The sequence below is a fragment of the Type-E symbiont of Plautia stali genome (assembly GCF_059731115.1).
Genome location: NZ_AP035907.1, coordinates 178,988 through 199,597 on the forward strand (window position 1 = coordinate 178,988; position 20,610 = coordinate 199,597).

The window sequence follows — 20,610 nt, forward strand, 5'->3', positions numbered from 1 at the left end:
CTCCAGAGAGATTCATTGACTTGCGAATCAAGCGGTATAGATTTCACTCACATGCCGCCATGTGTTTTTACTGCACATGACGGCATGTTGTTTATCAGGATGCTCTAATTATTTAAACAATACATCAACCCCCACTTTGTCAGAGAGATCTTTCGCTGGCCAAGACGGTATGGGGTTGTGTGCGTCTGCCAATGCGTCCGAATACAGCAGCCAGCACGCCCTCAATAATCAATACGAAGAAGGTGAACCAGCTGGCTCTGGCGGTTGCAGCGGCGGCTTTCTCTGCAGCTTCACGGGCTTTCTGCTCAGCCTGCTGTTTTAGTTGCTGAAACTGTGCCATGGCTTTCTGATAACTCTCAACCGTCTGGTTAACGATCTGCTCAACTTCCTGATCACTCTTACCTGTACGGGCTTTGATAATGTTTTTGAGCGCATCCCGGTCGGCAGCCTGAAGGGTGTCTGAATGACGATTAATAACCCCACGGATCCAGTTCACGATATCGTTATCCGCATTTTGCGGGTTCTGAGCCGTTTGTTTAGCCTGATCTTGTGCGCTATTTGCCTCACTGTTCACATCCTGCTGAAGCTTATCCGGCTGAAGTTCAGGTTTACCTGTCTGACGGAGGGTGGCCTGTAACTCATTCTGGAGCGAATCTAAATTAATATTATTCTCCTGAAGTTTCTCTTTGGCCATGTTCCCGACAGACGGGGCAACGGCCGAAACACCACTGCCTAGCGCACTGGCTCCGGCACCCAGGATATTAAATGCGCCTCCGATAATCCCAGTTGCCAGTGAAAATGCCAGCCAGAGGGTGATAAGTGTACTGACGCCAAACATCAATAAACCGTGTAGTGCGCCCTCACGTTGAGCCAGTCTGCCAGCGACGTAACCGCCGGCAATGATGGCGATAAGCATACTGACACCGGTCCATATCAGCGCACCCGTCCCTAAATGTTCAAGCGGATTGCGTTCCTGTTGAGGGTCAATGACAGAAGCACCAATCGCAGTGCCGAGTAATCCTAATAAAATATGAACAATAAGCGCGGCGATAACACCCGCAAATACCGCGCTCCATGAGATACGTTTCAGCGGCAGGCCGCCATAAGAATCTGTGACGATTGCACCATCATTTACCCAAGGCTCAGCCATGATATTTCTCCGGTAATTTATGATAATTATCCAACATCACGAAACAGACGTTATGATTTAGCGTAGTCACTAAATAAAAAGCTCACCAAGTTTATTTTGGGGATTGATCTGCATTAAACGAGACGGTTAACAATCTTGTAAGGCGCATCTAACAAAATCTCGATGAGGCGGGATACTTAGAGCGTATATTTCTTTTCCTTTACGACTCTTAACATGAAAACAGAGCTAACCTTTACAAGGCAGCTCATCAAAATGCTGTTTACAGTTTCAGTGATGAATTTTGCCATGGATACATAAACGGTTGTTAAATCCTGCATAAATATCTGATGACTCGTTGTGTTTAGGTGTCTGTAATTTTCCTCTCCTTCATTTTCTTCTGCTTAGCACCAACCGCCTGGCTTGTGTTTTATGCCATGGCGACCAGACTTATTGGGTTAACCGAGCCCCAAACGCTGAGCGTTTTTAACCGCAAGGAGAAACATATGGGTAAGAAAATAGCTGTCCTGATCACCGATGAATTCGAAGACTCAGAGTTCACCTCACCCGCCGATGCCTATGCCAAAGCCGGCCACGAAGTCGTGACTATTGAGATGCAGGCGGGGAAGGTTGTGAAAGGTAAACAGGGTAAGGCGGAAGTCAAAATCGACAGGGACATCGATCACGTTACTCCTGCAGAATTTGATGCCTTACTTTTGCCTGGCGGTCACTCACCTGACTCACTGCGCGGTGATGATCGTTTCGTGAATTTCACCAAAGAATTTGTTGCCAGCGGCAAACCGGTGTTTGCCATCTGTCATGGACCTCAGTTGCTTATCAGTGCTAATGGTGTGCGCGGCCGCAAGATGACCAGTGTAAAAGCCATCGCTATTGATCTGCGTAATGCAGGTGCTGACTTTTATGACAAAGAAGTCGTTGTGGATGACGATAAACTGGTCACCAGCCGTACGCCGGATGATCTACCTGCGTTCAATCGGGAAGCGCTGCGCATTCTCAATGCGGCCTGAGAGACATCTTCATCCTGCTATTTGTCAGGTGGCCGCTTTACAGAGCGGTCACATCCCTTCCGAAGCAGACTGGTTAATACCGGTCAACGTTTGCCAGATAAATCTTTCTCAGAGTTTAGCGCTTCAATGCGAACCAATGCTTTGAATGATGGGGGAAACCCGACAACTTTTTGCTAACTCTCCTCACGAATTGCATGAATAAAGAGGGATGAAAACGATGAGCATCAAGACCAGCGATTTTTTTGTCCAGCGCCTGAAAGAGTGGGGCGTGACGCGCATTTACGGTTACCCGGGGGACGGAATCAATGGGGTGCTGGGTGCGATACAACGCGCAAATGAAAAGGACGATGGCATTGAGTTTATTCAGGTGCGCCACGAGGAAATGGCGGCCTTTATGGCCGCCGGTCACGCTAAGTTTACCGGCGAGATTGGCGTCTGCCTGTCCACGGGCGGGCCGGGTGCGACCCACCTTTTAACCGGGCTTTATGATGCCAAAATGGATCATGCTCCTGTACTGGCCATTGCCGGGCAGGCAGAGGCAACGGCGAGAGGCGCAAGCTATCAGCAGGAGATGAACCTGGATCGCGTGTTTGCGGATGTGGCGAATTTTGTACAGGAAGCGGCTGCACCGGGTCAGGTGCGGCATCTCGTCGATCGTGGCGTGCGTATTGCCAAAGCGCAGAACGGCGTTGCCGTGCTGATCATCCCGAAAGATATACAGGATGAAGAGTGGCAGTCACCGCCTCATCTGCACGGGTTTACCCATTCAGGCAGTGGCTATCATCGCCCCAAAATTATGCCCTATGAAGCCGATTTGCAGCGCGCCGCCGATGTACTCAATGCGGGTAGTAAAGTGGCAATCCTTATTGGCTCTGGCGCACGCGGCGCGGCGGTTGAAGTCGTGCAGGCGGCAAATCAACTGGGTGCAGGCGTCGCCAAAGCGTTACTGGGCAAAGATGTCCTGCCCGATGACGCCCCTTTTGTGACCGGCTCGATAGGTCTGCTGGGCACTAAACCTTCCTGGGAGTTGATGCAGAACTGCGACACGCTGCTGATGATTGGCAGCGGTTTTCCCTGGACGGAGTTCCTGCCAAAAGAGGGGCAGGCATGTGCCGTGCAAATCGATATCGACCCGGCCATGCTCGGCTTACGCTATCCCTGTGAGGTGAATCTTAACGGCGATGCAGCTGAAACCCTGCGAGCACTCCTGCCATTACTGGATCACAAAGAGGATCGCAGCTGGCAGGAAGAGATTGCGGTGCAGGTTCAGGACTGGTGGAAGCAGATGGAAGAGCGAGCGCTGGCACCAGCCAATCCCGTCAATCCCCAGCGGGTGGTATGGGAGATGTCTCCGCAGCTGCCGGATAACGCTATCGTCACTTCTGATTCCGGATCCTGTGCAAACTGGTTTGCGCGCGATTATCGCGTGAAGCAGGGACAACGGGCTACGCTGTCAGGGGGGCTGGCCTGCATGGGCGCAGCCGTTCCTTATGCGATCGCGGCCAAATTTGCGCACCCTGAACGCCCGGTTGTCGCGCTGGTGGGTGATGGTGCCATGCAGATGAACAACATGGCAGAGCTGATTACCATCCAGAAATACTGGCAGCAGTGGACGGATAGCCGTTTGATTGTCTGCGTGTTCAATAATCAGGATCTGAATCAGGTAACCTGGGAGCAGCGCGTCATGGAGGGGAATCCCCGCTTCAAAGCCACGCAACAATTGCCTGATGTGAAATACGCTGAGTTTGCTGAATCACTGGGGCTGGTGGGCATTTATGTCGACAACCCGGAACAGCTGGCCAGCGCCTGGCAACGTGCGCTAAGCGCAGATCGCCCCGTATTGCTGGAGGTCAAAACTGACCCCGAAGTGGCTCCGCTCCCACCGCATATCACCTTTAAACAGGCTAAAGCCTTTATGTCATCGATGGCAAAGGGCGATCAGGGAACCTCGCAGATACTCAAAGATACGGCAAGCCAGCTGTTTTCAAAAAAAAGGTAACGAAAGGCGGTCCTGAAAGGGGGCCGCATCTTCACAAGTCAACGACGAACGCAACATCGGAGGAACAGGTATGACGACAGTCACCGGGGCCAATGAACTTGCTCTGATAGACAGATACTGGCGCGCGGCTAATTACCTCTCTGTGGGACAAATCTATCTCATGGAAAACCCGCTTCTGCGGGAACCCCTGAAGCCAGAACATATCAAACCTCGTTTGCTGGGGCACTGGGGAACCACGCCGGGCCTTAATTTTATTTATGCTCATCTCAACCGCATTATTCGCCAGCGCGACCGTGATCTCCTTTACGTCTGCGGGCCCGGGCATGGCGGCCCCGGCATGGTGGCCAACAGCTGGCTGGAAGGTAGCTATAGCGAAATTTATCCTCACGTCAGTGAAGACGAAGAGGGAATGCAGAGGCTGTTTAAACAGTTTTCTTTCCCGGGCGGGATACCGAGCCACGCTGCCCCTGAAACACCGGGGTCGATTAATGAAGGTGGAGAGCTTGGCTATTCGCTGTCGCATGCGTTTGGCGCGGCCTTCGATAATCCTGAACTGGTGGTGCCCTGTGTCATCGGAGACGGTGAAGCGGAGACGGGGCCACTGGCTGCCAGCTGGCACGGCATTAAATTTCTGAATGCCCAACGAGACGGTGCGGTGCTGCCAATTCTGCATCTCAACGGTTATAAAATCGCGAACCCTACGTTGCTGGGACGCAGCAGTGAAGAAGATCTTCAGCAGCTTTTTAGTGGTTATGGATATGCCCCGCTCTTTGTCAGCGGCCACGAGCCGCTTGCCATGCATCAGCAGATGGCCACCGCGCTGGACACGGCGTTTGACATCATCGCTGATATCCAGCACCAGGCGCGCAGCGGTAATGCAACTGATGCTGTGCCACGCTGGCCCATGATTATTCTGCGCAGCCCGAAAGGATGGACCGGCCCGCGTGAGGTGGATGGCAAAAAAGTGGAGGGATTCTGGCGAGCCCATCAGGTACCGGTTTCCGCTTGCCGTGAGGATGATGGCCATCGCCAGATCCTTGAACAATGGATGCGCAGCTATCAGCCGCAGGAACTCTTTGACCCGAGCGGATCGCTTGCCCCTGAACTGCGCGCGCTGGCCCCGAAGGGTAATAAGCGTATGGGGGCAACGCCCTATGCCAACGGGGGAAGGTTGCGACGTGAACTTATCACGCCCGATATTCACGACTTTGCGCTGGAGACGGGTCAGCCCGGCAGCACACAGGGACAGGCCACCGAACAGTTTGGTCGTTACCTGAGTGCAATCTTCCAAAAGAATCTTGATAACTTCAGGCTGTTTGGCCCGGACGAAACGGCATCCAACCGTCTGTCACCCGTGTTTGACGTCACCTCCCGTACCTGGATGGAACCCATTAAGGATTACGATGAACAGCTGTCACGTGACGGTCGTGTCATGGAGATCCTCAGTGAGCATCAGTGTCAGGGCTGGCTGGAGGGCTATCTGCTTACAGGGCGCCACGGGCTGTTTAACTGCTATGAAGCCTTTATTCATATCGTCGATTCGATGTTTAACCAGCACGCTAAATGGCTGAAGGTCACCCGCAAGCTGGGCTGGCGACAGCCGATCTCCTCGCTGAACTATCTGCTGTCGTCCCACGTCTGGCGTCAGGACCATAATGGATACAGCCATCAGGATCCGGGATTTATTGATCATGTCGCGAACAAGAAAGCCGACATAGTGCGTATATACCTGCCACCCGATGCTAATACGCTGCTGTGGGTCGGGGACCACTGCCTGCGAACATGGGACCGGATCAATGTCATTGTTGCAGGTAAACAACCTTCACCCCAGTGGCTGGATATAGAGAGTGCCATTTCTCACTGTGAGGCAGGCATGGGCATATGGAACTGGGCGAGCTGTGAGGGTGAACCAGACGTTGTTATGGCCTGCGCGGGGGACGTGCCTACCATGGAAACCCTGGCGGCAGTAGATTTACTGAGGGGCTATCTGCCGGAATTGCGTATCAGAGTCGTCAATGTGGTGGATTTACTGGCGTTGCAGACGCAGGAGCAGCATCCGCATGGCAAAGCCGAAGAAGAGTTCGATGCCCTTTTCACCACGGATAAACCCGTCATCTTTGCCTTCCATGGTTATCCAAGTCTGGTGCATCGCCTGACGTATCAGCGCAATAATCACGGCAATTTCCATGTGCACGGATTTAACGAAGAGGGCACTACCACGACGCCGTTTGATATGGCGGTAATCAACGAGCTGGATCGCTATCATCTGGCTCAGTCGGCCATTTTGCATGTGCCGGGCTTAGCTGATCGTCATCCGGAACTCCTCGACGACCTGCAGGAGCGAATCGCTGAGCATCATCGTTATGTAAGAGAGCATGGCGAGGATGTGCCTGAAGTGCGCAACTGGGTTTGGGGCGGATAAAGTCGCTTACACGGGGGATTGGGCCAAATGAAAGCGGGTAAGTATTTACCCGCTTCACTTTAAAGATATGGAATTTATCACGTCAGGGATTTCAGCGTTTGGCCTTTGAATCGGGATCCTCACTCAACGTCAGGAACTGTTCGGTTAACTCCGGCATATGACTGATCAGCCAGTCAGACATCGCCAGTTCCTGCTCGCATATTTGCTTCAGTACAGGGACGCTTTCTGTGTCGCCGACGCGCTTTGCCGCGCTAATCAGACTGGTATAGCTTCCCACTTCGGCATTTTCAAAGACATATCCGGCGATAGCACCTTTAATAACTTCATCATCCGTAAACATGCCACCAAATGCCTGTCCCATCGCAGCCATCTTTCCCATCACATCTTTTACGCTTGAGTGTGCTATTCCATGCCTGTCCAGAATGCCTTCAAGAAGCGTCTGCTGCTGACGCGTCTCTTCAATATGCTGCTCAATGCGCAATTGCAGCTGGGGATAATGTTCAAGTCGTTTTGCCATTTGCTCAAGCATCGTTTCAGCCTGCTTTTCCATGGCATACGCGTCACGCAGCCAGTCATGATAATGCGAATGTGCAGAGGTCGATGACATAGGTATCTCCAGATGGTGGCCGTGTCACTGTTTTTCAGCGATTGATGTCAGTTTCTGATCGGTATTTTTTTCTTCATCCAGCGTCTTTTTCAAAAGCGTGGAGGCTTCTCCAAGCTGAAGCTTGATGGCCAGTGCAATCAGCGTGCCGTACGTCGCGATCTCGTAATGTTCCACTTTCTGGGCGGCGCCAATGAGGCCTGCATCTCTGACGGGACCGGCTTCAGTCGCTTCGATAAGTTCCTGCGCTTCTTCAACTAAACCTTCCAGCGCGTGGCATTTCATACGCACAATCCGCACTTCCTCATGTGCTTCCACGAGTTGATCGAGACGCTCAATCTGACCCTGGGTTTCTTCAAGGTGATGCTGAAAGGCCTCTTTAAGTTTTGGCTCGGATGCAGCACGGATCATTTTTGGCAGGGCGCGGGTGATTTGTTTTTCAGCACTATAAACATCGGACAGGTCATGGATAAATAAATCGAGAAGTGTTTTAACTTTCATAGGGTAAACTCCAGCGAGTTCTTGACGGGTTGGCAATTACCGTAACAGGTAAGTGGGCAAAAAAATAAAATTAATGGTTAGGTAATCAGAAATGTAATTATAAAAAACGCTTCCTTAATTATTAACGATATAACAAGCCTTCTCACGAACTTTGATGTCTGTTCTTACCACCTTTCTTACCTGCTGTGGAAGCTCTCTCACGATCATTTTTGAAATTACCACCGCTTGCCTGACCGCCTTTCCTTCCAGCTTCAGATGCTCTTTTTGGGTCTTCTGCAAAGTTTCCTGAACCGCCTCTATGTTGAGCCATAATACTTCCTCTACATGAACTGTTAACGTGATGATTAAGTGAAAATATGCATATAGCATTTTAATTGTAATTCACAATCAACTTCATGCAAGCGCGTCGGCACCATTTAAATCATAATCTGGAATATGTGCCATATTTGTTGTGGAGAATTGACAGGTAAATGATATAAGCGCAACGATTAAATACTTCAGTTAACTTTGTAACCACTCAGATAATGGCTAAGGCGATCATATGAAAGCAATTATTTACAACGGCCCATTTAACGTAACGGTAAAAAATGTTCCTGATGCAAAAATTGAGCGTCCCGGTGATGCATTAATCCGGATAACCACCACGAATATATGCGGTTCGGATCTGCATATGTATGAAGGACGTACCAGCTTCGAAGAAGGACGGATTTTTGGCCATGAAAACATGGGCGAGGTCGTTGAAGTTGGCCAGGGAGTCGAGCGTATCAAAGTGGGTGACCGCGTGTGTATGCCCTTCAATGTAGGCTGCGGCTTCTGTGAAAACTGTGAAAAAGGCCTGACCGGATTTTGTCTGACAGCTAACCCGGGGAGTGCGGGCGCCGCTTATGGTTTTGCTGAAATGGGGCCGTGGGACGGTGGTCAGGCGGAATTATTGCGGGTTCCTTTTGCCGATTTCAACTGCCTGGTCCTCCCAGAGGATGCGGCGGAGAAAGAAGAAGATTACGTCATGCTTTCAGATATCTTCCCGACCGGCTGGCATGCAACCGAACTGGCGGGGCTGCGTCCGGGAGAAAGCGTCGCCATCTACGGGGCGGGGCCGGTGGGACTGATGGCCGCGCACTCAGCCATCATCAAAGGTGCCTCCCAGGTCTTTGTTATTGATACTCACAGCGATCGTCTGGCCCTTGCTGAGCAATTCGGTGCCACACCGGTTAATGCTGCCGGGGATGAAGCCGTACAGAAAATCCTTGAGCTGACTGACGGCAGGGGCACAGACTGCGGTTGTGAATGTGTTGGTTACCAGTGCTGCAATAAACACGGCCATGAAGACAACAGTGCAACTATGAACAGCCTGGTCGCGTCCACCAAGGCGACAGGCGGAATAGGCGTGGTGGGGGTCTTCGTGCCCCAGGATCCTGCAGCGGAAAGCGACCTGGCAAAAGAGGGTAAAATGCCGTTTGATTTTGGCAGCTTCTGGTTCAAGGGGCAGTCCATCCGCACTGGTCAGGCAAACGTGAAGGCCTACAACCGGCAGCTCGCACGGCTTATTCACCATGATAAAGCCAGCCCTGGCCGAATTATTTCGCATCGTCTGAGCCTCGATGAGGCTCCTGAAGGCTATAAAAATTTTGACAGCCGAGCGCCCGGCTGGACAAAAGTCATTCTTAAACCTTAAACCCGGCTCTTTAGGTTTTCGATAAGCCCTTTACCCTAATCAAAAGGGTAAGGGCTTACCGGGTATGCCCACGGGTATCCACTTCCATTGATGTCCCATCCTGGCGAGCCTGCTTCGCTTGATCATCCCCTCATGGCTGCCAGGCTTATCACTCATAAAAAAGGCCAAAAGGAGAATAACGATGTCACGATTTTTGGAAAAAGTTGTCGTGATCACCGGTGCGGGTTCAGGAATAGGGGCGGCCTCAGCAAAGCGTTTTGCCAGTGAAGGTGCTTCGGTGGTGCTGGTGGGAAGAACCCGTGAAAAACTCGAAACCACGCTGCATTCGCTTCCGAAAGGGGAGCACCTGATCGCGCCTTGTGATGTGTCTGATTCCGTCCAGGTTAAACAGCTGGCGGAACTGGTCGAGCAAACCTATGGCAGAGTCGACGTCCTGGTGAACAATGCGGGGAGTGTCGTTCAGGGAAAAATACATGAAGTGGCCGTTGAAGATTGGAAAAAGCTGATTGGGGCTGATCTGGATGGGGTATTTCATTGCGTCCATTACTTCATGCCCTCATTGCTCAAAACTCAAGGGAATGTGGTGAACACGTCTTCGGTTTCAGGGCTGGGTGGAGACTGGGGAATGAGCGTTTATAACGCTGCTAAGGGCGGCGTAACTAATTTTACGCGCGCACTGGCGATGGATTATGGTGCGGACGGTGTTCGCGTAAATGCCATCTGCCCGGGATTTACGCTGACCGATCTTACCGAAGATATGAAGGACAATCAGGAACTGTTAAACAAGTTCTATGACCGCATTCCCCTCCAGCGGGCAGGGCAGGCTGAAGATATCGCCAGTGCCATCGCCTTCATTGCCAGCGATGATGCGCGTTATATTACAGGGGTGAACCTCCCGGTCGACGGCGGGCTGACGGCGTCTAATGGCCAACCCAAACAGGCTTAATCTATAAAAGGGGAGCCATCAACGTTCCCCTATCAATTCTTCAAAATGCGTGTGAGTTCGGTTATGCAATGCAAGGACGCTTTCCTGACCACCTTGAAAAAGATATCAGGTACATCTTCAGTGCATACATATATGTTAGTCCCTGACAGTCTCAACGCTCTTTATCGGTCAAAGTCACACGCAGAGCCGATATATAGCTGGAGTCGACTCAGTTGGGTGCAAATGCATAAAATTTATATGGTGGTGATGAGTGTAGTGCTCATTTGAGAAAAGGGGGCAGGGACATCAGGAAAGCCATTTTCAGAACGCGTACTGAGACAACAAGGGCGGGTCAACGCGCTGTTCGGGCAATTTTTACTATCTTGCTGAAGTATAACAAAATAGCTTGCTAACTTGTTTATAAAATTTATGATTAATCATGATTGTTCATATCAAATCAGATATTTACTGCAATTTACAAAATCTGTTCATAAGAAAGGCTAAACTATATATGTGTCAACTGAATCTACGGATGTGTTGTCACAACGATTTTCCCTGGTGTTGTCACTATCATATGACACCCGCTTCGGCGGGCTTTTTTTTGCCTCAAAGGTGATTGAGATAGAGGGAAGAGGCTAACCTGAATAAAGGCAGGCATACGGTGTGAAACTTAGTGAGCGAAGGTAAATTTCTGTCCAGGTAAAATCGTCACAACGGAACATTAATAGTCTCTTTAGGTTAAACCGCCAGAAAAAAAGTTTCCTGAATATCTGATCCTGAGTGGCTTGACGCCGGTTCAGAATTTTATGAGATACCAAAAATATGCTGCACCTGTGCTTCAAACGCGCTTTTTGTTCAGTGCGAGTGACCAGGTATTGCGTCCGCATTCGTGGCATTTTCGTTCTTCATATCGAGGTATTTCTTGGGTTGTCCCGCAGCGGTTACAGGCATATAAACCTGTTTCAGGGATTTGGGTGAAACATTGACGATGTGCTTCAGGAAGTACAGATAACCCGGCCCGCACTTCTTCGTCCGGATAAAAGTAGAGGCTGAGCTGGCCATCGACCTCTACCAGCCCCAGCCGTATCTGACCAAGGTGTTCGGCCCCTTTAAGGCGTAACTCCATCAGAAACTCATCTTCTGAAATGTTCAGCCGGTCCAGATTCTCAGAAACGTACTTACCCTCAGCGATTAGCGTTACCACTTCTCCTTCAATCAGAGTTGAGAACCAGGAAGATTTGGTCATTGCCCAGGTGGTTAGGCGATACAGTAATAACAATATGACAAATACCAAAATGACAGGTAGAACGGGGACATCATCGTAAAAAGTCACATCCCCTGAAGCTGATCCTAGTGTCAGGATCACTACAACTTCGAAGAGTGAGAGCTGCTGGACACCGCGCCTGCCTGAAATTTTCAAAAAGGTGAAAACGACGATATATGCAATGAGTACGCGTACAACGACTTCAAAGAGGAAAGTGTAAGGCTGATCGTTAATGAGAAATTTATGGAGGTCGAAATCTGCCATAGTTCACCCCTGAACGTTAAACCTGAATCGAGCCCTGAATCGACTTGGAACGTGAGCTATGTAATGAAGATTACTGATACCTATAAATTATAGCCGGATAGCTTTCAATCAAGGGATTAGCTTGAATAGGAGTGAGTGGGACGTTTCAAACGGGCTTTGGGTTTTAAAATCAAAGTTGAAAAATTAATGAAGGTTTTCTCCTTTAAAGTGATGATTTGGCGCTTCGTTTATTCATTATGGCTAACAATATTTTATTTTTACAACGGTTCGCTTCTATACCTTAAACAGTTCACGAAGCATGATAGAAATGAAAAAGTTTCGCCCGCGCTCAATGCAAACTGATTCAAAAAACCCGCCGACCCATTCACACCCCTCTACAACAAATAGGCTAAAACTTCCCCCTTGATTGAATGGCATTGTTTATCTTGGCGTAAAATAAAAATGAGGATAATTAGTTAAGTCTCTTTCATGAGAGACGCAGGACAAGTTAAATGAATGGTTGTTCACTTAAATGACTTCATTCGACATAGAATGTGTGGGAGGAGATAATACAGGGAAGAAAGTGGATTTCATTAATTTGAACAGTTAATGTCGTTACTTAGTTAATACAGTCCGGCACACCGGCCTAATGCCAGTCAGTTAAGCCTGACTGGCATTTTTTCTTCTGGCTGTCGGATATTTATAGGGTCTCTCTTTCACCACCCTTGGGAACGAGCGCTCCCGTCGTCCCGGTAGTCTGACCATCTCTGCTATCGAACTTACGTCCTTTACCAGTTCCGGGATACGCCCAGGCGATGCGCCTTCAAGTGTCCAGAGCAGTTTCATCACCCACGCTGTCGATTCCCTGAAGCTGAGCTGGTTAGGCCAGTATCCCTTCAGCGTTGAGGCCATTCTTATCATCTGATATCTCACCAGATTGTAGGCCAGCAGCACGCCCCACAGCTCCTGCCTTATCATCTCCGGCTTCCTGCTGCGAAGCGTGAGCCTGCTGTCCTGGAGACCCTGCTTTATTTCACGATATCCCAGCTCTATCTCCCAGCGATGACTGTAGAGATCCGCTATTTCTTTACCCGGGTAACGCATCGCATCCGTCATCGACGTCAGGAACCGCCACGTCCGGCCTTTTATTTCCCGGCTTATCATCCTCATCTCTGTGTGCGCCGCCAGATGTGGCCATTTCTTCCGTGAATGAGCGGAGGTTTTTACCCGGATAAGTATGTCTCCCTTCCCCAGACGACGTACCTCTTCGTACTGCAGGTCTTTACGTGCCGCTATCATCCAGTGACGATTTTCGCCGGCCTCATGCCAGGCGCTAAGCAGACCGAATGACGTGTAGCCCTTATCGAAGAGGGTCAGGCTGTTGTCGCACGCGCGTTCAATGAGACCTTCTGCCAGCACCATCTCATTCTCGTTCTGGCAGCCCATCGCGGCGCCGCTGATAAGATGGCTGGTGAGTTCCATCAGGCAGACCATGCGAACCTGCGGATAAGGAGAGGCGCCTGCCACCGTGCCTGAACGGACGAAAGCCTTCTCATTATCAGGTGTTTCTGGCGTGCGCCAGACAACGCCGTCAACAGCGTACAGCGTCAGACCACACCAGTCAGGGTGGGAAGTCTGTGCATTCCAGAGCTCGCTGCTCTGTTCGAAAACCCGCCGTACAGCGTCGTCCCCCAGCCGCTGCCTTGCCTGCACTACGGCACTGGGCGCAACGAAAGGACGGTTTCCCGGTAAAAGAATATCAAGGCGATTAACGATGGCGTGAAGGGGTTCTTTGCGCTCAAGGGCCATGCCGATGAGACACCAGACCATCATATCTGTAGTGAGTCTGCGCTTACGGAGCGTGACCGTGCCAGCTTCCTCAAGGCAGCGGCTGATGAGCGCAGGGTCAAGAACATCCGCGAGCGTATTCAGAGGATTACGAAGAGAATCGTAACGAGAGACGATATCAAGGGCCTGACTGAGCTGCATAAAAAAATCCGGAAACGAAGCGTTTCCGGATTCTTACACAGCCACTGGATCGTTCAACTGATCCTTAACTGATCGGCATTAGGCACACCGGCCGGACTTTTTTATGACTGTGGCTGACCGATGGGACCCTGGCCCTGAGGACCTCCGGGCACGGATTGCTGGCTTGGTGCGTGAGGACGGCCATCCGGCCCTACTGCAGGACCGGGTTCCTGACAGCCTGCCAGAGTCATCAGACTTGCAACGATAAAAATCCCACCTAAAAAACTCTTCATAACATTCCTTTCCAGAAATCAGGCAACCCAGCGTTGCTTACAAAGCCTGGTCACATCTGTCCACATATGAAAGCGAAGCCGGAAAAGTAAATCCTTTTTACTGCCAATGAGTTCTGATAAAACGCCCTTAAAGCACTTGCTCACTCTCAGAGATTGCAATTACTGTATATATATACAGTTATTTATTGGAGGGCACCGACATGCCCCGCGACTATGAAATTATGATTGCCTTCAGGCAGGCGGTTAAACGCGATGCTGCGGGCCGTTTCACCATCAGCACACTCGATTTTGTGAAAGAACTCGATCGTCTGAACTGGCGCTACTCGCTACGTGCCGCTAACAAGTGGATCGAGATGCACACAACGACCTTCCGGGACATCTCGACAAGTGAGGGGGAGGAACGCATGTTTCAGATCTTTAATCCGAATGGAAGGAATTGAGCAACGTGTGCCACGTTCAATTGGGTACTTTCTGTAGCAGGCAATTGTTTATGCGTTAATCAATGGGACTAAATCGTGAACAGCGAGACATTGATTTTTCTATCTTGCTGAAATAAATGAAAAATCCAGATCAATATAATTACAAAATTAAAAACCGTGATATGTGTCACAAAAAAAGCAAATCCAACAATTTTGTACAGCTTGTTTTGGTTTTGTACAACTTCAAAAATTTCCCTTTTAAAAGCAATTGAATATAAGCGTAACGGGTAACTTATTGTTTTAAAACAGAAACAAGCGAAGCGATAAACATGCATTTTAAATGTGGTTTTATCGAGAATTTCAGCCATATTATTTCTTGTTGGGAACGTTAGCACGCTAAATATTCGACTGATATATAAGGGGGAGACATGCCATCGAGAAGAGGTGGAGCCGGTAATTTTGCTGAGGATGCAGACCGAGCGCGTGAGGCCGGACGTAAAGGAGGAAGCGCAAGCGGGGGGAATTTCAAAAATTGTCCTGATCGCGCAGTCGAGGCCGGTCGCAAGGGCGGACAAATCAGCCGCAGGCGCAAACCGGTAATAGAGGAAAGTTAATCCGCCAGACAGTCGGCCGGTTAGAATCATACCGGCCTTGCTTCGGAAAACAGAAACAGGAGGAAGTATGAGGTTCTCATCCATCCTTGCATCCAGACATTTTGCTGAACAAGTTAATACCTTACTGAGCAGAGGAGGCGGAATATGTCACTGTGCAGATCCTGTTGCCACCCGTGGCACACCTCAAAGTACTTGTGTAAATCTCTATAAAATTCTATGTGTAGAGGATGACACGGTAAAAGCAACGGATTCACCAGAGGTCAGACACAAAAAGCGTTCAGGTGACCGACCGGTAAGATAAGTTGGTGGATGCCTGATTATTAAGCGGCTCAGATAACAATTCTGTTAAGTAACACCCAAACGTCCTGTCCTTTTACGTCCTTTTAGCGCATGCTTTAATCTCTTCCCCGGTGCTATGCCTGGGCCATTCCCCCTCTGACAAGGGGCAAATATGAAATCTCAAAGGTCAAAAACCTGTTGCGCACCGAATTGCGCGGTGACTGGCACTTCTGATCTGATGTCGCTTTCCGACACCCCATCTTCCCGTGCTTCATTCATGAATCATTCACCTATTCGCAGACGAAACATATTGTCTGTTTTTTCTGAGACTGGACGAACATTAATTTCGTTGGGAGTGAACAAATGGAACAGGGTTTTTATTGGGTCCAGAAGGGCGAGACTCAACCTGAAGTCTGGTACTTCGCCGATGGTGAAGGGGGAGGATGGTTCAAGCCAAGCCGAAGTCTGCCCGTTCACCCTGATGATTTTAACGAGCAGGGGTACAATGTCATCAGTGATCGCCTCGAACCCCCGGCAGAATAATGACAACACCTGTACGACCTACCTCCCCCCCTGGCAAAGGAAGTCGTATGGAAACGAGGCATTGCCATTTGAAATGCCCGCCTGGGACGGCCTACATGCGGTAGGTATTTCTCCTGTAGACGCAAACCGAGTGCTTTAACCTGTTTCAGGTTCTGCTTTCGGCTACATGAAATAAGTCGCAGGTATTTAGTAAAAGTAGATCGGGATGCACCAGATAACTTTCAGGTATGGCTGTTGGGTGATGAGTAATCTCTCAAGGTGTTCAATCCCAACGGGTGCTGAGCAATTATCCTGATTACTCTCGGTAGGGGGGCATCGCCAGCAAAAAAAAGCATGAACCAGACGTGAGTCCGGTTCATGCAGAGTGCTGACTACTTAGTTTTCTTTTTATTTGCCCGCTCTGATGCGTCGAGTCACCAGGGCGTGGGTCCCCACTGGGTTTGTACCAGAAACACAATCACCAGAACCAGTAAAGTGGTGACGGCCGGTATGATCAGGTATCGCATGTTCAATCTCCTGTCTGTATGACCACGAGAATTTGAAACGATGAAAAACCCGCCCGTATTCAACACCAACTGCTCAGTGGCATCGGCAGCCTGGCGATGGATACTAATGTCGTGTTATGGCCAGCAAAGCGCCGGGCTTGGCGCTTTAAAACCCGTTCAGATATATCGGTAAACCTATCGCTAACACTGTAATGGCCACGATATTCAGTACAACAACGAATCCTGGTGAAACATCCATAAGTCACCTCAGGTAAACGAGCGGCATTCAGCAAGACACGACATCGGGCTGCTGGCCAGTTGGTCATCGCTGAAATCACCGACACTGCCGTGCTGATAATTCACCTACTGAGCACGCAGCATGTATCCCAGCGTTACCGCACAGGCATTTTGCTCATTAAGCGTAGTGCAGGTCTTCACAGACCAAAAGCGTAGCCGTATAGCGAAGTCAGGGTTTTTTTTACAGGGTGCGGAAATTGACGGGCAGCCCCACAGCTAAACGCCACTCAAACGAGCTGCCGGTTTTCAACCGCGCGGTGCAGGTGAGAGGTTAAGCTAAAAAAAGCCCGCTCAGGGCGGGCAAAAAGCAGTGGCTAAGGAATGTCTCTCTCGTATGAAACGCATCCTGTGTGCTGTGCTGCCAGTCAACGACTGACCCACATAACTTAGACCATTAATTAATGAATGGTAGGATGTGTTAACAAAAGCGATAAAATTCCAGTAATTTACAATAAGTTATTTGAATTAACGACTTATAAACGAAATTTCAGAGATTTAACCGAAGCGGCAAGAGATTGCTGCTAATTATCTCTGGTTTATGTCGGCCTGAATAATGCTCAAATTTAAAACTACTGTGCTTATGGCAACCGGCCCGGTCAAACTGAAATGCCATGTCCACCTCAGATTAAATCCCCTTTGCCAACAACGCGTTTGGAAAAAGTCTTCATCCCCGACTTGATCGATTGTGCTGATTACGATTACTGTTTATATATACAGTATTTATCAGGGCTATCATCATGGAGTTTTTCAGACCTGCGGAAATCCGCGCCATTCTTGAGTTACCGCTTTTCATTGCCAGAGTTCCGTGTGGCTTTCCTTCGCCGGCTCAGGACTATGTCGAACAGCGGCTGGACCTTAATAATCTACTGGTCAGTCATCCCAGCTCAACCTACTTCATCCGGGTCAGCGGAGATTCGATGATTGAAGGCGGCATCAACGATGGCGACATGCTGGTGGTGGACAGCTCCGTCACTGCTGAGCATGGGGATATCATCGTGGCCGCCATCTCCGGCGAGTTTACGGTCAAGCAGCTGATGACAAGACCTTTCCTGCACCTGAAACCGATGAACGCCGCGCACGCCATTATCCCGATCCCCGATGCCGATCAGTTTGAAATCTTCGGCGTGGTCCGGCACTCGATTAAGACGATGGGCCGTTAATGTTTGCCCTGGTGGATGTGATCTCATTCTATGCCAGCTGCGATACGGTGTTCCGACCTGATCTGCGCGGTAAGCCGGTATCTGGTCGAGTTAAGAGGGCGAAGCTGCATTGTGAATGTACTCAGGCAGCCTGGTAACGGCAGCACCGTGCTTCTGAAGGTGGCGGGGATGCTGGAATGGGGTGTGACGATGTTTCACCCCAACCGGATCCTGACGGAAGACGGACTGCTTTTAGAGGATGATTTGCTTGAGGATGTGACCGTTGTGGGGCTGGTGACGCATGTAGTAAGTGCTTTGAACGTGTCGAATTCTTCCCCCGTTTGAACTTCATCGGGCAAAAAAAGGCCCGCATCGGCGGGCGAAATTCGTTACATGGGATAATCTCCATATAAGTTATGACGTTAGGATGATTTGAAAGTTCATATTTTCCGACTAACTTTGTACTTAAACCAAACCGGCGTTGCCTTTACATGATATGAAAGATATAAATTCTCACCGCGCAGGAATGATTGGATGTGCCATCGGATCGGCTGTAGTCGAGCTGGCGGCAAAAGGTGTGCCGCTCAGCAGGGTCAGTATCATCATTGAACTTGAACGTATCGCTACGGAGTCATCAGACCTGCAGGTAAAAGCGTTTGCATTAGATGCCGCAAAGTTGCTTAGGGCAGGGAACGATGAAGTTAACGCTTAGCGTTTGAAAATTGACGCTGGTGTAAGGTGAAAACATTCGGCCCCCTGCTGAAACTTAAGCGGAGGCCCTAAAATGCATGGTTAAGGTTCGTCGATGCGTGAAACTTTCAGATGCGCGCTTTCGCCCTTACCGTAGACTTTGCCACTCACGCGCACTTTATCTTCTGCACTGTAGGTTTTACCTTTGAAAGTGCTCACCGGGGCATCGATGTTGACCGTGCCAGAGCTGTCACGGAACTGATAAGTGTCGCCTTTGATCTTTTTAGCGATATAGCCCTCCAGCGTGACATATCCCCCCTGACGAAAATCTTTGATCAGCGTAACCGGTGTTTCTGCCGTATCTTCCGACCCCTTATACCCGGCATCCTCCTTATTCTGAGGTGGGGGCGTCTTACCTGCTTCATATCCACCCGTTTCGGCATACGCACCGAAGCTCAGAGGTAACATTACTGCAATCCAGGCGACCTTATTCATTTCATTCTCCATTGATGTGTCTTCAGGAGTAAGCCTGGCACAGTGCCTGGAAAGTAAACGGAACGGGTGTGAAATAAATATTTGATCTCAGCGCAGGGAGTCAATGCATGAGAACCCAGATCACAAGATTTCAGGTGAGGTACAAACACCGAATAGGCTTTTTTTAAGCGTATCCCGCTTAAGAAAGTTAGCTCCTTCTACAATATCCGTTGTAATACATTGATATATGAGCAAAGTGACACGAGCGAGACTGAACTAAATTGTACTGTAAAATTGATTCTAACCTTATGAATATAATGAAGTTAATATGATTTTTTAAGGTGTGCCGGATGAATAGGTGGCAGCCGTGGCGACCTACCTGCACAACAGCTGGGGGAATGCGGCAAAACCAGTGACATCGGATGAGGTGGCAGACAAGCGAGCCCTGCTGCGCCTGCCTCCGCAGATGGCCGCGCATTAATCAGGTCTGAATCACAGGCCGTCCGGAAGGGCGGCCTGTGATTCAAAACTCCTCCAAAATTCTTCCTCAAAATGAATTTTAAATTCAGGGAAAACTGGCCGGCTGATAGCGGCTGGCCATGGGGTAGTGATTTCAGGGGCGGTTTCAATGCATCAGCAGCCCGGGCTTCATGCGGCAAAAATACTGACTTACAGCCCCAGATCTGACAGGCCAGGATGATCGTCCGGACGTCGGCCCAGCGGCCAGAAGTACTTACGCTCGCTCTCTTTGATTGGCATGTCGTTGATGCAGGCGAAGCGACGCTCCATCAGGCCATCAGCGCCAAACTCCCAGTTTTCGTTTCCATAAGAGCGGAACCAATTGCCGGAGTCATCGTGCCATTCGTAAGCATAGCGGACGGCGATGCGGTTACCGCCAAATGCCCATAGTTCCTTAATCAGGCGGTATTCGTGCTCTTTCTTCCATTTACGGTCGAGGAAGCTCTGCGCTTCTTCACGATTGTTGGCGAACTCGGCGCGGTTACGCCATTTGGTGTCCAGTGAGTAAGCCAGAGCCACTTTTGCAGCATCGCGACTATTCCAGCCGTCTTCAGCCAGACGAACTTTCTCGATGGCCGTTTCCAGTGTGAAAGGCGGGAGCGGTGGACGAACTTGTGAATCAGTCATGGTAAAACTCCTGTAAATTTAGTTTCAGTCTAAAGATCGTTCTCGTGACTTAGGACTCAGTGAAAGACCTGTTCCAGCAAAAACTTCGCTACTTTTGATGCATTGACCAGAAGGCTCACATCGGTGGCATCAATACCGTTCTGATAAGAGACCTTTCAACAAATACAGGGATTCCCCTTTGGTATCGCGCGGCGTCCTGTCTGTGGCTTAAAGGTAGAACGGTCGTTCTACCTCGTCAATGATTTTTTCTGAAATGAATGCCGGGAGCAGAGAATATTCGGCATTAAAATCGAAATAAGATATTGTTTTTAATTGGTTTTAAATTAACTGAGATTCGCCCGTTTCAGGTTTGAACAGGGAAGGGTAAGGGAACAAAATGTCGCTTATGAATGCGCCAGGGAAGTGCCCGATATACTCAAACGTCGATAAGAAGAAACACCATCGAGCTGTGGGTTATCCCTAGAAAATTAACTATC

The 20,610-nt window shown here is 49.7% G+C and carries 19 protein-coding genes; 11 read left to right on the forward strand and 8 right to left on the reverse strand.

Going from position 1 to position 20,610, the window contains the following annotated elements; all coding sequences use genetic code 11:
• Positions 1-139 precede the first annotated feature (139 nt).
• Entirely contained in the window at positions 140-1,150 is a 1,011-nt protein-coding gene (locus tag AC6I8L_RS20730) for a TIGR04086 family membrane protein (protein ID WP_058960711.1), read from the reverse strand.
• 482 nt (positions 1,151-1,632) lie between these two features.
• Between AC6I8L_RS20730 and AC6I8L_RS20735 the strand changes: the two genes are divergently transcribed.
• From AC6I8L_RS20735 to AC6I8L_RS20745, 3 genes are all read left to right on the forward strand, one after another.
• A complete protein-coding gene (locus AC6I8L_RS20735; protein WP_058960710.1) occupies positions 1,633-2,154 on the forward strand; it encodes a type 1 glutamine amidotransferase domain-containing protein in 522 nt (173 codons plus the stop codon).
• Between the two features lie 217 nt (positions 2,155-2,371).
• Positions 2,372-4,153 (forward strand): thiamine pyrophosphate-requiring protein, encoded by a 1,782-nt coding sequence (locus tag AC6I8L_RS20740; RefSeq protein ID WP_479401718.1) that lies wholly within the window; start codon positions 2,372-2,374, stop codon positions 4,151-4,153.
• A 70-nt stretch (positions 4,154-4,223) separates the two neighbouring features.
• On the forward strand, positions 4,224-6,575 hold the full coding sequence (locus tag AC6I8L_RS20745) for a phosphoketolase family protein (RefSeq protein ID WP_058960709.1): 2,352 nt from the start codon (positions 4,224-4,226) through the stop codon (positions 6,573-6,575).
• Between the two features lie 91 nt (positions 6,576-6,666).
• On the opposite strand, the gene AC6I8L_RS20750 is transcribed toward AC6I8L_RS20745, so the two are convergent.
• The 3 genes from AC6I8L_RS20750 to AC6I8L_RS20760 all read right to left on the reverse strand — a co-directional run bounded on the left by AC6I8L_RS20750 (position 6,667) and on the right by AC6I8L_RS20760 (position 7,990).
• On the reverse strand, positions 6,667-7,182 hold the full coding sequence (locus AC6I8L_RS20750; protein ID WP_058960708.1) for a ferritin-like domain-containing protein: 516 nt from the start codon (positions 7,180-7,182) through the stop codon (positions 6,667-6,669).
• Positions 7,183-7,206: 24 nt separating this feature from the next.
• Positions 7,207-7,680, reverse strand: a complete 474-nt coding sequence (locus AC6I8L_RS20755; RefSeq protein ID WP_479400001.1) for a YciE/YciF ferroxidase family protein — start codon at positions 7,678-7,680, stop codon at positions 7,207-7,209.
• Between the two features lie 142 nt (positions 7,681-7,822).
• On the reverse strand, positions 7,823-7,990 hold the full coding sequence (locus AC6I8L_RS20760; RefSeq protein ID WP_182058582.1) for a con-10 family general stress protein: 168 nt from the start codon (positions 7,988-7,990) through the stop codon (positions 7,823-7,825).
• Between the two features lie 231 nt (positions 7,991-8,221).
• Between AC6I8L_RS20760 and AC6I8L_RS20765 the strand changes: the two genes are divergently transcribed.
• Together AC6I8L_RS20765 and budC are read left to right on the forward strand one after the other, a co-directional pair.
• Entirely contained in the window at positions 8,222-9,355 is a 1,134-nt protein-coding gene (locus AC6I8L_RS20765) for a glutathione-independent formaldehyde dehydrogenase (protein ID WP_058960705.1), read from the forward strand.
• 181 nt (positions 9,356-9,536) lie between these two features.
• Positions 9,537-10,301, forward strand: a complete 765-nt coding sequence (gene budC, locus AC6I8L_RS20770; RefSeq protein WP_058960704.1) for a meso-2,3-butanediol dehydrogenase — start codon at positions 9,537-9,539, stop codon at positions 10,299-10,301.
• Between the two features lie 817 nt (positions 10,302-11,118).
• On the opposite strand, the gene AC6I8L_RS20775 is transcribed toward budC, so the two are convergent.
• Both AC6I8L_RS20775 and AC6I8L_RS20780 read right to left on the reverse strand, forming a co-directional pair.
• Positions 11,119-11,808 carry a DUF421 domain-containing protein gene (locus tag AC6I8L_RS20775; protein WP_058960703.1) on the reverse strand — a complete coding sequence of 230 codons (690 nt, stop codon included), beginning with the start codon at positions 11,806-11,808 and terminating at the stop codon, positions 11,119-11,121.
• Positions 11,809-12,447: 639 nt separating this feature from the next.
• Complete coding sequence (locus AC6I8L_RS20780) at positions 12,448-13,776, reverse strand: IS4 family transposase (RefSeq protein ID WP_058962542.1); 1,329 nt, start codon at positions 13,774-13,776, stop codon at positions 12,448-12,450.
• A 472-nt stretch (positions 13,777-14,248) separates the two neighbouring features.
• Here AC6I8L_RS20780 and AC6I8L_RS20785 point away from each other — a divergent pair, with 472 nt between their 5' ends.
• From AC6I8L_RS20785 to AC6I8L_RS20805, 5 genes are all read left to right on the forward strand, one after another.
• Entirely contained in the window at positions 14,249-14,488 is a 240-nt protein-coding gene (locus tag AC6I8L_RS20785; RefSeq protein WP_058961183.1) for a hypothetical protein, read from the forward strand.
• 407 nt (positions 14,489-14,895) lie between these two features.
• Positions 14,896-15,081 (forward strand): con-10 family general stress protein, encoded by a 186-nt coding sequence (locus AC6I8L_RS20790; protein ID WP_072016972.1) that lies wholly within the window; start codon positions 14,896-14,898, stop codon positions 15,079-15,081.
• 642 nt (positions 15,082-15,723) lie between these two features.
• Entirely contained in the window at positions 15,724-15,903 is a 180-nt protein-coding gene (locus AC6I8L_RS20795) for a hypothetical protein (protein ID WP_058961187.1), read from the forward strand.
• A 1,519-nt stretch (positions 15,904-17,422) separates the two neighbouring features.
• Positions 17,423-17,845, forward strand: coding sequence for a translesion error-prone DNA polymerase V autoproteolytic subunit (gene umuD, locus AC6I8L_RS20800; protein ID WP_058961188.1), 423 nt, complete (start codon positions 17,423-17,425; stop codon positions 17,843-17,845).
• Between the two features lie 168 nt (positions 17,846-18,013).
• The gene (locus AC6I8L_RS20805) at positions 18,014-18,169 is read left to right on the forward strand and encodes a hypothetical protein (protein WP_167347124.1); all 156 of its coding nucleotides are present in this window, start codon (positions 18,014-18,016) and stop codon (positions 18,167-18,169) included.
• A gap of 447 nt (positions 18,170-18,616) precedes the next feature.
• Here AC6I8L_RS20805 and AC6I8L_RS20810 read toward each other — a convergent pair whose 3' ends face one another.
• Positions 18,617-19,009: a YgiW/YdeI family stress tolerance OB fold protein gene (locus AC6I8L_RS20810; RefSeq protein WP_058961192.1), complete on the reverse strand. Its 393-nt coding sequence runs from the start codon at positions 19,007-19,009 to the stop codon at positions 18,617-18,619.
• Positions 19,010-19,346: 337 nt separating this feature from the next.
• On the opposite strand from AC6I8L_RS20810, the gene AC6I8L_RS20815 reads away from it, so the two are divergent.
• On the forward strand, positions 19,347-19,469 hold the full coding sequence (locus AC6I8L_RS20815; protein ID WP_286119899.1) for a hypothetical protein: 123 nt from the start codon (positions 19,347-19,349) through the stop codon (positions 19,467-19,469).
• A gap of 188 nt (positions 19,470-19,657) precedes the next feature.
• Here the strand turns inward: AC6I8L_RS20815 and AC6I8L_RS20820 are convergent, their stop codons facing one another.
• Positions 19,658-20,134, reverse strand: coding sequence for a nuclear transport factor 2 family protein (locus tag AC6I8L_RS20820; protein WP_034822635.1), 477 nt, complete (start codon positions 20,132-20,134; stop codon positions 19,658-19,660).
• Between the last annotated feature and the right edge of the window lie 476 nt (positions 20,135-20,610).